This window comes from Pseudomonas sp. BB438 (assembly GCF_057180225.1).
The window spans coordinates 6,283,729-6,295,485 of the sequence record NZ_CM170001.1 but is presented as its reverse complement, the minus strand read 5'-3'; the positions used below and the strand labels follow the sequence as shown (position 1 = coordinate 6,295,485).

The 11,757-nt window shown below is 65.7% G+C and carries 8 protein-coding genes; 5 read left to right on the top strand and 3 right to left on the bottom strand.

The annotated features are described in order from the left end of the window. Positions 1 to 47: 47 nt before the first annotated feature. The gene (locus tag AC1ZV1_RS28935) at positions 48 to 623 is read right to left on the bottom strand and encodes a xanthine phosphoribosyltransferase (protein WP_081515169.1); all 576 of its coding nucleotides are present in this window, start codon (positions 621 to 623) and stop codon (positions 48 to 50) included. Positions 624 to 843: 220 nt separating this feature from the next. Continuing rightward, a complete protein-coding gene (gene rep, locus AC1ZV1_RS28930) occupies positions 844 to 2,853 on the bottom strand; it encodes a DNA helicase Rep (protein ID WP_484294763.1) in 2,010 nt (669 codons plus the stop codon). A gap of 294 nt (positions 2,854 to 3,147) precedes the next feature. Here rep and AC1ZV1_RS28925 point away from each other — a divergent pair, with 294 nt between their 5' ends. After that, positions 3,148 to 4,824, top strand: coding sequence for a putative bifunctional diguanylate cyclase/phosphodiesterase (locus tag AC1ZV1_RS28925; protein WP_484294762.1), 1,677 nt, complete (start codon positions 3,148 to 3,150; stop codon positions 4,822 to 4,824). Here AC1ZV1_RS28925 and AC1ZV1_RS28920 read toward each other — a convergent pair. Next, entirely contained in the window at positions 4,821 to 6,215 is a 1,395-nt protein-coding gene (locus AC1ZV1_RS28920) for a NorM family multidrug efflux MATE transporter (RefSeq protein ID WP_484294761.1), read from the bottom strand. The genes AC1ZV1_RS28925 and AC1ZV1_RS28920 overlap by 4 nt on opposite strands. A 138-nt stretch (positions 6,216 to 6,353) precedes the next feature. On the opposite strand from AC1ZV1_RS28920, the gene AC1ZV1_RS28915 reads away from it, so the two are divergent. From AC1ZV1_RS28915 to AC1ZV1_RS28900, 4 genes are all read left to right on the top strand, one after another. Further along, the gene (locus AC1ZV1_RS28915) at positions 6,354 to 7,274 is read left to right on the top strand and encodes a LysR substrate-binding domain-containing protein (protein WP_484294760.1); all 921 of its coding nucleotides are present in this window, start codon (positions 6,354 to 6,356) and stop codon (positions 7,272 to 7,274) included. Positions 7,275 to 7,322: 48 nt separating this feature from the next. Beyond that, positions 7,323 to 8,231: a cupin domain-containing protein gene (locus AC1ZV1_RS28910; RefSeq protein WP_484294759.1), complete on the top strand. Its 909-nt coding sequence runs from the start codon at positions 7,323 to 7,325 to the stop codon at positions 8,229 to 8,231. A gap of 184 nt (positions 8,232 to 8,415) precedes the next feature. Continuing rightward, positions 8,416 to 9,468: a haloacid dehalogenase-like hydrolase gene (locus AC1ZV1_RS28905; RefSeq protein ID WP_484294758.1), complete on the top strand. Its 1,053-nt coding sequence runs from the start codon at positions 8,416 to 8,418 to the stop codon at positions 9,466 to 9,468. Positions 9,469 to 9,768: 300 nt separating this feature from the next. Then, positions 9,769 to 11,745 carry a methyl-accepting chemotaxis protein gene (locus AC1ZV1_RS28900; protein ID WP_484294757.1) on the top strand — a complete coding sequence of 659 codons (1,977 nt, stop codon included), beginning with the start codon at positions 9,769 to 9,771 and terminating at the stop codon, positions 11,743 to 11,745. Positions 11,746 to 11,757 lie beyond the last annotated feature (12 nt).

Here is an 11,757-nt window from a genome sequence, read left to right as displayed (position 1 = left end):
AAAGGCGGGCCCTGTCGGCGCCCGCCTTTTTCGTGAATCGCGCTGGATCAGTCCTCGAGGAACTCGACCTGACCGTTGGCCAGGGACTTCACGCGAGCCAGGGATTCCACGCGGTAGCCTTCGCTTTCCAGCAGGGCGCGGCCTTCCTGGAAGGACTTCTCGATGACGATGCCCAGACCGGCGACGCTGGCGCCCGCTTGCTGGATCAGGTCGATCAGCGCCTTGGCGGCATGACCGTTGGCGAGGAAGTCGTCCACCACCAGCACGTGGTCGGCGGCGGTCAGGTGCTTGGCGGAAATGGCGATGGTGCTTTCGGTCTGCTTGGTGAAGGAGAAGACCTTGGAGATCAGCAGGTCGTTCTTCAGCGTCAGCGACTGGAACTTGCGGGCGAAGATCACCGGAATACCCAGCTCGAGGCCAGCCATGACGGCCGGGGCAATGCCCGAAGCCTCGATGGTGACGATCTTGGTGATGCCCTGGTTCTTGAAGCGTTCGGCGAACTCGTGGCCGATCAACTTCATCAGCGCCGGGTCGATCTGGTGGTTGAGGAAGGCGTCTACCTTGAGGACCTGTTCGGAAAGAACAATGCCTTCGCTGCGAATTTTGTCTTTGAGAGTGTTCACGGGGGGTGCTTCCGGAGCGGCTGTCGCTGATGAAGCGCGTAATTCTACAACGCCATTGGCCATCTGCGCGACGTTCCGACCAATGCAATTGCTGATCAGGTGGACAGTTTTTCGATGGATGGAGGAGGGCAGTCTTCTGTCGGGAACGCCGTGCGTGCGTTTGCCCTCTCCCTTCAGGAAGAGGGTGCTCCCGCGGTCGATCAGGGGGTTCCGACAGATATCAGCGCTTGAGCATCGCCCGGATATCCGCCAGGGCCGAGTTGCCCTTGGCCACCTTGACCTCCTGCGGCGCGTCTTCCTGACCTTCCCAGACCAGATCCTCGGGCGGCAGTTCGTCGAGGAAGCGGCTGGGCGAGCAGTCAATGATCTCGCCGTACTGCTTGCGCTTGGCGGCGAAGGTCATCGCCAGGTTCTTCTTCGCCCGGGTGATGCCTACGTAGGCCAGGCGCCGCTCTTCCTCGATGGTGTCGGCCTCGATGCTGGAGCGGTGCGGGAGGATTTCCTCTTCCACGCCGAGAATGAACACGTAGGGGAATTCCAGGCCCTTGGAGGCATGCAGGGTCATCATCTGCACGCCATCGGCGCCTTCTTCCTCTTCCTGCTGGCGCTCGAGCATGTCGCGCAGCACCAGCTTGGCGATGGCCTGCTCGATGGTCATGTCGCCTTCTTCATCGCGTTCCAGGGTGTTCTTCAGCGCTTCGATGAGGAACCAAACGTTGCCCATGCGGAAGTCGGCGACCTTGTCGCTGGACGCGTTCTGCCGCAGCCAGTTCTCGTAGTCGATGTCCATCACCATGCTGCGCAGCGCACCGATCGGGTCGCTGCCGGCGCACTGCTCGCGGACCTTGTCGATGAAGCGCTTGAAGCGCTGCAGGCGCTCGATGTAGCGGGCGTCCAGGTGTTCGGACAGGCCGAGCTCGCCGGAGGCGTTGAACATCGAGCAGCCGCGCTCGGTGGCATAGTTGCCGAGTTTTTCCAGGGTGGTGGAGCCGATCTCGCGGCGCGGCACGTTGATCACCCGGAGGAAGGCGTTGTCATCGTCCGGGTTCACCAGCAGGCGGAAGTAGGACATCAGGTCCTTCACTTCCTGGCGCCCGAAGAAGCTGGTGCCGCCGGACAGGTGATAGGGAATCTGGTGGTGCTGAAGCTTCAGTTCGATCAGCTTCGCCTGGTAGTTGCCCCGGTAGAGGATGGCGAATTCGCTGTAGGGCCGCTGCGTCTTCAAGTGGATAGTGAGGATTTCCATGGCCACCCGTTCGGCCTCGGATTCCTCGTTGCGGCAACGGATCACCCGGATCGGGTCGCCTTCGCCCATCTCGCTCCACAGCTGCTTCTCGAACACGTGGGGATTGTTGGCGATGAGGATGTTGGCGCATTTGAGGATGCGGCTGGTGGAGCGGTAGTTCTGCTCCAGCATCACCACCTTCAGCGACGGGAAGTCTTCCTTGAGCTGCATCAGGTTTTCCGGACGCGCACCGCGCCAGGCGTAGATCGACTGGTCGTCGTCGCCCACCACGGTGAAGTGTGCACGCTGCTGCACCAGCATCTTCACCAGCAGGTACTGGCTGGCGTTGGTGTCCTGGTATTCGTCCACCAGCATGTAGCGCACGCGGTTGCGCCACTTGTCGAGGATCTCCGGGTGCTCCTGGAACAGCTTCACCGGCTGCAGGATGAGGTCGTCGAAGTCCACCGCGTTGTATGCCTTGAGCGTGCGCTGGTAGTGCAGGTAGACCATCGCGGCGGTCTGTTCCTTGGGATTGCGCGCCTTTTCCAGCGCTTCTTCCGGAAGGATCAGGTCGTTCTTCCAGCTGCCGATCAGGCCCTTGATCTCGTCCAGACCGTCATCGCCGGAGTACTCCTTCTGCATGATGTCGGTCATCAGCGCCTTCACATCGCTCTCGTCGAAGATCGAGAAGCCGGGCTTGTAGCCCAGGGCCGCGTGTTCCTTGCGGATGATGTTCAGGCCCAGGTTGTGGAAGGTCGAGACGGTCAGGCCCTTGCCCTCGCCGGGGCGCAGCAGCGTGCTGACTCGCTCCTTCATCTCGCGGGCGGCCTTGTTGGTGAAGGTCACGGCGACGATGTACTGGGCGCGGATGCCGCACTGCTGCACCAGATAGGCGATCTTGCGGGTGATCACGCTGGTCTTGCCGGAGCCGGCGCCGGCCAGCACCAGGAGCGGGCCGCCGACGTAGTTCACGGCCTCTTGCTGCCGGGGATTGAGTCGGGACATGAAAGGCGGGGGTCTGTAGTGGAGCGGGCGCGTATTCTAGCAGGCCGCGCCTGGCGCCGGGGTGCCGCTCGGAATAGCGGCGATCTGTGACACGATCGTACTTATGTGTTTTGGATAAATCTGTACATGTATTAGGCTTGTGACAGCAATACTTGAAGAAAACTCTTAAGAGTTTCTCTGAGGTTTCGTCTACATCCGTGGGATGTCCGGAGGACGTTGCTTCAAAACCGGGAGAAGTGGGCGCACGGATGGTGCCTGGCGTTTCTCCCCTTTTTAGAGATACATGGGGGTCGCTTGGCAGCGTCGGTCGAACCAACGCGCCTGCTCCTGCTGGCGGAAGCGCCGCAGTGGGCCCAGCTACTGCGCGGGCATCTGGCCGCGTTGGGGCAGGGCTATTCGCTGATCACGGCCCCGTCCTGGCAGGCCGCCAGCAGCCTGTTCGACGAAGATCAGGTCGGTCTGGTGCTGGCCACGCCCGGCAAATTGCCCTCCGCCCACCAGTGCCACCTGCCGCTGATCCTGCTGCTGGAGCGCGAGCCCGCGGAGGAGCCGGTCGGCGTTGCCGACTACCTGGTTGCCGAGTCCCTCACGGTCGAAGTCCTGCGTCGTACCCTGCGCTATGTGCGTGAGCGCACGTCGCTGCAGAACACCCTGCAGACCCTGGCCGAGCAGGATCCGCTGACCGGCATCGCCAACCGCCAGGGCTTCCAGACCCTGCTCGCCGCCCGTCTCAGCGAGAGCGACGGACGTGGCCTGGCGCTGGGTCACCTGGATCTGGACAACTTCCGCCACGTCAACGACGCACTCGGCCACCAGGCCGGCGACCGCCTGATCCTGCAGGTGGTGGCGCGTCTGAAGGCGCACCTGGACAGCGGTGACGACATTGCCCGCCTGGGCAGCGACGAATTCGCCCTGCTGCTGGATACCCGCCGCGATCCGGCGCGGGTGGAGAAGATTGCCGAGCTGATCGTCGAATCCCTCGGCGAGCCCTACTGGGTTGAAGGCGAAAGCCTGCTGCTGGGCTGCAGCCTGGGCGTGGCCCATGCCCGCGCCGGGGAGGCCGCCGACCCGCTGCTGTGGCACGCGCATATCGCCATGCAGCAGGCCAAATCGCGCCAGGGTTGCACCTTCCACGTCTTCGACGAGCGTATCAATCGTGGCGCCCGCAGCCTCGCCGACCTGGAAAGCGAACTGCGCCGGGCGCTGCGCCGCGACGAACTGGAGTTGCACTACCAGCCGCGCCTGGACCTGCACAACGGGCAGATTGTCGGCCTCGAAGCCCTGGTGCGCTGGCGCCACCCCGAGCGCGGCCTGCTGACGCCGGGCGACTTCGTGCCGCTGGCCGAGGAAAGCGGGCTGATCGTGCCGCTGGGCTACTGGGTCATCTCCCGCGCCCTGCGCGACATGCAGTGGCTGCGCGGGCGCGGACTGCCGCCGCTGCACATGGCGGTGAACCTGTCGTTCCGCCAGTTCCAGGACAGCCAACTGCTGCCCACCCTGGAGCGCCTGATCCGCGAGCGCGGTGTCGACGCCCAGTGGCTGGAATTCGAACTCACCGAAACCGCCGTCATGCGCCGCAGCGACCAGGTCCTGCAGACCATGCAAGCCCTCGGGCGGCTGGGTGTGCGCTTCTCGCTGGACGACTTCGGCACCGGTTTCTCGTCCTTCGTGCACCTGAGCAGCCTGCCGATCACTCTGCTGAAGATCGACAAGAGCTTCGTCGGCGGGATGCACGAACGCACGGAGAACCTGCAACTGGTGCGGGCGATGATCAACCTGGCGCACAACCTGAACCTGGAAGTGGTCGCCGAGGGTGTCGAGACCGCTGCCCAGCAGGATGAACTGCGTCTGTTCGGTTGCGACCAGGTGCAGGGCTACTGGATCAGCCGCCCGCTGCCACTCGCGGAGCTCGCGCGCTTCCTGGTATTTGGCGCCAACCGCGCGCTGCGTCTGCAGGACTCGGTCAACTAGCGGTCAGCTGGCACAGCCAGGGCCGCGCCGCTGGTGTGCGGGTACAACAGGCGCGCGGTCTTCGCCTCGAAGGCCAGGGTCAGGCCGATGGCCGCGCAGGCCAGCCCGGACGCCAACCCCCACCACACGCCGCTCGGCCCCCAGCCCAGCGGGAAGGTCAGCAGCAGCGCCATCGGCACGCCCACCAGCCAGTAGCCGGCCAAGCCGACGAGGAAGGTCGTGCGCGCATCCTTCAGGCCGCGGATCGCGCCCATGGCGATGCACTGGGTGCCATCGAACAGCTCGAACCATGCGGCGATGGCCAGCAGGCTGACAGCCAGGTGCACCACCTCGCGGTTGGCCGGGTCGTTGTGGTCGATGAACAGCCCGATGACCACCTCCGGCGCCAGCCAGAACAGCGCGGCGAAGGCGAACATGCAGCTGGCGCCGAAGCCGATGCCCAGCCGCCCGGCGCGACGTGCCTCGACCAGCCGGCCGGCGCCGTAGTGCTGGCCGATGCGGAAGGTCACCGCGTAGGAAATCCCCATGGGCACCATGAAGGCCACGTACACCGACTGGATGGCGATCTGGTGCGCCGCCAGCGCGGTACTGCCGATCACGCCCATGCACAGGGTCGCCACGGTGAACATGCCCGACTCCACCGCGTAGGTGCCGCCGATGGAAATGCCCAGGCGCAGGGACTCGCCGATCACCTTGACGTCCGGCTTCGACAGTCCGGCCAGCAACGGATAGGGCGCGTAGGCCCGGTGCCAGCGCAGGTACAGGGCGAAGATCACCGGCAGCGCGTTCATCACCACCGCGGTGACCATGCCGATCCCCGCCAACCCCAGGCGCGGCAGGCCGAACAGACCTTCGATGAAGGCGTAGTTGAGGGCGAAGTTGGCCAGCGCACCGATCAGGCTGATGGCCATGACCGGGCCGGGACGCTCGATGGCGCTGGTAAAGCCCCGTAGCACCATGAAGGCCATGTAGCCGGGCAGGGCGAAGACGATGCTGTGCAGAAAACTCATGGTGCCGGCGACCGTTGCCGGTGCCTGGCCGAAGGCGACCAGGATGGGCCCGAGATTCCACAGCAGCAGGCCTGCCAGCAGGGCCAGTGCGCCGCCGATCCACAGGCCGGCCTGGGTCGCCTGCACCACGCCGTGCGCGTCCTTCGCACCATGCCGGATCGCCACCAGGTTGCCGGTAGCCGCCACTACGCCGACGCAGAACGTCGACACCAGCGCATAGGTGGACGCCCCCAGTCCGCCGCTGGCCAGGGCCTCTCGGCCGAGCTTGCCCATCATCACGGTGTCGGTGAACACCATCGCCACGTAGGCCAGCTGCGCGGCGATCAGCGGGCCGGCGAGGCGAAGGATGGCGGCAAGTTCGTCACGGTACAGGCGTTTCATGAGTCAGGCTCAGCAAGCGGCCGTTGCCGCATCGATAGGGAGTCGCCCATTCTCCGGCCGCTACGGATGCGGGCACAAAAGGAAAAATGCGATGCCTTGCATGAGTCATACTCATGCATGAATGCCTGGGAGTCCGCCATGAACCGCCAGTTGCCGCCCCTCTATGCCCTGCGTGCCTTCGAGGCCGCCGCCCGCCATGCGTCCTTCACTCGCGCCGCGGAGGAGCTGGCGATCACCCAGAGCGCGGTCAGCCGGCACATCAAGACCCTGGAAGAACACTTCGCCTGCCGCCTGTTTCAGCGTCGCGGTCGCCAGCTGGAGCTGACCGAAACAGCGCGGCTGCTGCTGCCCGGCGTGCGCGATGGCTTCGATGCGCTGGAGCGTGCTTGTGCCACCTTGCGTGCGGAGGAGGGTGTGCTGCGCCTGAAGGCGCCCTCGACCCTGACCATGCGCTGGCTGCTGGCGCGGCTGAGCAAGTTTCGCATGCAGCACAGCGATATCGAGGTGCAGCTGACCAGCGCCTGGATGGACGTGGACCGTGTGGACTTTGTCCATGAGCCCTTCGATTGCGCGGTGTTGCTCAGCGCCGGGCATTTCCCGCCGGACTGGGAAGCCACCCTGCTGTTTCCCGAATGGTTGATTCCGGTCGGCGCGCCGGAGCTGTTGGCGGATGGGCCGTGGGACGCCGAGCGACTGGCCGGCGCGGAGCTGTTGCACCCGACGCCCGACCGCCGGGACTGGCGGCGCTGGCTGCAGCGCATGGATCTGGGCGAGCGGGTATCGCTCAAGGGCGGGCAGGTGTTCGACACGCTGGAGCTGGGCATCGTGGCGGCCGCCCGCGGCTATGGGGTATCCATCGGCGACCTGGTGATGGTCGCCGAGGATGCCAACCAGGGCCGCCTGGCATTGCCCTGGCCCAGTGCGGTGGCCAGCGGTGAGAGTTACTACCTGGTCTGGCCCCGTGCGCGTCGGCACCAGGAGCGGCTGCGCCGGTTGCGCGACTTCCTGCAGGCGGAGATGCAGGCTATGCAATTGCCGCCGGTGGAGTACTTCGAATGAATCATTGCCGTGGATAATCTGTCAGCCACTTCCGTCGCCTGGAATGCCATGAACGCCATCGATCGCCTGATCCAGCTCGCCAGTCTGCGCGGCAGCCTCGACCTGCGCTGCCGGTTCCTCGGCAGTTGGGCGCTGGACCATGAGCCGTTGCCGGACGGCACCGCGCAGTACCACATCGTGCTGTCCGGCAGCTGTCAGGCGGAAATGCCGGACGGACAGGTCCTGCCGCTGGAGGCCGGCGAGGTGCTGCTCCTGCCCGCTGGCGCTGCGCACCTGTTGCGCAGCCAGGGGGCGCGCGTGGCGGCGCAGGCCCCGGACATCCGCGAAGAAGGCCTGTTGCCGGTGCATCGCCTCGGCGCGGGAGGCGGCGAGCTGGACATGCTCTGCGGCAGTTTTCATTACCGGCGCGGTTCGCTGCTGATGGGGGCCTTGCCGGCCTTCCTGAAAGTGTCCTGCCAGGCCAATGGCCTGGGCGATTCCGTGGCCGCGCTGGTCGGGTTGCTGCGCGCCGAAGCGGACGGCAACCAGGCTGGCGCGCGCTTCCTGGTGGACGCGCTGTCCTCGGCGTTGTTTACCCTAATCCTGCGCGTCTACCTGCACGAACACGCGCCCGCCAGCGGCACGCTGGCGTTGCTCGGCGACAAACGCCTGGGCCGCGCCTGGCAGGCAATGCTGGAGGATCCCGGCCATGAATGGACGATCGAGGCGCTGGCCGAGCGCGCGAACATGTCCCGCGCCACGTTCACCCGCCAGTTCACCCAGGTGGCCGGCGAGTCGCCCTGGGTGCTGCTGACCCGCGTCCGCATGGAGCTGGCGTACCGCCTGCTGAGCGACTCGCAGTTGAGCCTGATCGCCATCGCCAGCCAGGTCGGCTACCAGTCCCAGGCGTCCTTCACCAAGAAGTTCAAGGAAGTCTACGGCGAAGCCCCCGGTCGCCTGCGTCGTGCGGTGAACTAGACCAGCCGTCGCTGTCGGAAAACCCTCGTGGCGCGGATGGATACGTCCTGCCGCCCTCGCGACGATTCACGTCGCTGCCGTCGCAGAGCTGAAACAGGGCTTTGCTAGGGTCACTGCTGGACTAGTCCAGTGAAGGCCCGTGTCGGACCTTCCCCATACCCATAAGACCACTCGGGGGAATTCCATGAAGCCCATGCGCACCTTGCTCGCCGGCCTGATCCTGGCCGGCCTCGCCAGCACCTCGTTCGCCGCCACCGAACTGAAACACTGGCCCGCGCCGGCCGCCAAGCAGCTCGACGCCCTGATCGCCGCCAACGCCAACAAGGGCGCCTTCGCGGTCTTCGACATGGACAACACCAGCTACCGCTATGACCTCGAGGAGTCGCTGCTGCCCTTCCTCGAAATGAAAGGCGTGCTGACCCGCGAGAAGCTCGACCCCTCGCTGAAGCTCATCCCCTTCAAGGACGTCAACGGCCACAAGGAAAGCCTCAACAGCTACTACTACCGCCTCTGCGAAGTCGACGACCTGGTCTGCTACCCCTGGGTCGCCCAGGTGTTCTCCGGTTTCACCCTCAAGGAGCTCAAGGGCTACGTCGACGAGCTGATGGCCTACGGCAAGCCGGTGCCCAGCACCTACTACGAAGGCGACGTGGTCAAGACGATCGAGATCAACCCGCCCAAGGTCTTCACCGGTCAGCAGGAGCTGTACAACAAGCTGATGGAGAACGGCATCGAGGTCTACGTGATGACCGCTGCCCATGAAGAACTGGTGCGCATGGTCGCCAGCGATCCGAAGTACGGCTACAACGTGAAGCCGGAGAACGTCATCGGCGTCACCACCCTGCTCAAGGACCGCCAGAGCGGCGCCCTGACCACCGCACGCAAGCAGATCGCCGAAGGCAAGTACGATCCCAAGGCCAACCAGGACTTGGAAATCACCCCCTACCTGTGGACCCCGGCGACCTGGATGGCCGGCAAGCAGGCGGCGATCCTCACCTACATCGACCAGTGGAAGAAGCCCATCCTGGTTGGCGGCGACACCCCCAGCAGCGATGGCTACATGCTGTTCAACGGCACCGCCGAGAACGGCGTGCACCTGTGGATCAACCGCAAGGCCAAGTACATGGACCAGCTCAACGGCATGATCAAGAAGAATGCCGAGGCCCAGGCCAAGCTCGGCCAGCCAGTCACCGCCGACAAGAACTGGGTGATCGTCACCCCGGAGGAGATCCAGTAAGCCGCAGCGTCTGGTCTTCGTAGGTTGCGCTCCCTGTCATCCTGCGGACTGACTCCGGACTCACACTGTAGGAGCGGGCCATGCCCGCGATCGCGCGCAGGGCGCGCTCCTACAGGTGAGCGCCGTTGCCCGGACCGGAGCCCCCGCCCCACGCTAATTCCGGGTGAATGACTCAAGTATTCTCGCGTCCCGCCGATAGCCTGTGCAGACCGGCGAACCACGTCGGCACTCCCCTCGAACCGAAGCAGGCCGCTCCTCGAACAACGGGCGACGGCCAGCCGTTGCGTGCAGAACCCGAACATGAACCAACCCCGATCCCGCATCGCCCTGCAGTTGGCGATGGCCCTGGCCGTGCTCCTGATCCTGTTGATCAGCGGCAGCACGCTGTTTGCCTTGCGCTCGCTGGACAGCGCTACCCTGACCACCCGCGAAGAACACCTCGCCAGCGAGGCGCGCCTGCTGGCGGACCAGCTGGAAACCTTCCACGGCACGCTGCGCGAGAGCACCCAGCGCCTCGCCGGCCTGTTCGAGCAGCGCTTCGCTGCCGGGCTGAAAGCACGCGCGGACGAGCGCGTGCCGGTTGCCGCATTGCAAGCCCCGGCGCTGTACCTGGGCGACACCCGCCTGAACGGCGACTTCACCCTGGTCGATGAATTCCGCCAGCTCACCGCCGGCGTCGCCACCGTGTTCGTACGCGATGGCGAGGACTTCGTGCGCATCACCACTTCGCTGATGAAGCAGGACGGCAGCCGCGCCATGGGCACGGTGCTCGACCACAACAGCCCGGCCTATCCGCTGCTGATGCGCGGCGAAAGTTACGTCGGCCGCGCGCTGCTGTTCGACCGCTACTACATGACCCAGTACACCCCGGTGCGCGACGGCAGCGGGCGGGTGATCGCCGTGCTGTTCGTCGGCTTCGACTACACCGACGCGCAGAAGCGCCAGTTCGACAACCTCGGCCGCTTCCGCCTCGGCCAGGGCGGCTCTCTGGCGCTGCTGGACGAACAGCACCACTGGCTGGTACCGCCGGCTGGTGCGCGTAACCCCGAGCGTGCTGCCGACAGCCTTGCCACCCTGCTGGACAACCCCGGCCGCGGCCGCTTCTGGAGCGACGGGCAGGACGACTTCTACAGCGTGGCGCAGCCCTTCGTCGGCGGTCCCTGGACTGTCGTCGCAAGCATGCCGAAGGACGAGATCCGCGCGGTGACCTGGCGCGTTGGCGGTCAACTGGCCATGGGCAGCCTGATCGCCATGCTGCTGGCGGTGATCGCCACCACCTGGTTGCTGCGTCGCCGCCTGCGTCCGCTGGGCGACCTGGTGCGCCAGGCCCATGCGCTGGGCGCGGGTGATCTGGGTGCTCGCCTATCGGTTTCCAGCCGTGACGAGATCGGCGATCTGGCGCGCAGCTTCAACCAGATGGGCGAGGCACTCTCCAGCATGGTCGCGCGGGTGCGCGGCGCGGCAGAGGAAGTGGGGCATTGCTCGCGTTCGCTGTCGGGGCTTTCCAGCGGCGCCTACGCCGGCATGGAGCAGCAGTCCGGCGAGATCAACAGCATGGCCGGCGCGGTGGAAGAGTTCAGCGCCACCTCGATGGACATTGCCGACAACATGCGCAGCACCGAGCACATGGCCAGCGAGAACACCAAGCAGACGCGCATCGGCCTGCACTCCATGGACGATGCCTCCGCCTCGCTGGCGCAGATCGCCGAGGCGCTGCAACAGACCGTGGAGCGGGTGAACCGCCTCGGCGCGCGCTCCCAGGAGATCGGAAGCATCGTCGGGGTGATCACTTCGATTGCCGAGCAGACCAACCTGCTGGCGCTCAACGCCGCCATCGAGGCTGCCCGTGCCGGCGAGCAGGGGCGTGGTTTCGCGGTCGTCGCAGACGAGGTGCGCAGTCTGGCGGCGCGTACCCAGGCCGCGACTACGGAAATCTCGCAGATGATCGGCGCCATTCAGCAGGACACCGGTAGCGCCATCGAGACCATCGAGCAGGGCAGCCAGCTGATGCAGCACGGGTTGACGCTGAACGAGAAGGTCGCGGCCGCCCTGGCGGAAATCTCCCAGCAGAGCAGCGCGGCGGGCGAGCAGTTCGCCGCCATCACCACCGCGACCCAGGAACAGAGCCGCACGGCGACCCTGCTCAGCAGCAACCTGCAGGGCATCGCCCAGGCCAACAGCGAACAGCGTCAGGTGGTGGCCGATCTGGCGCAGACCGTGCGTGAGCTGGACAGCCTGGCGGCCGGCCTGCGCGACGAAGTCGGGCGCTTCCGCTGAGGCGACCGGTGG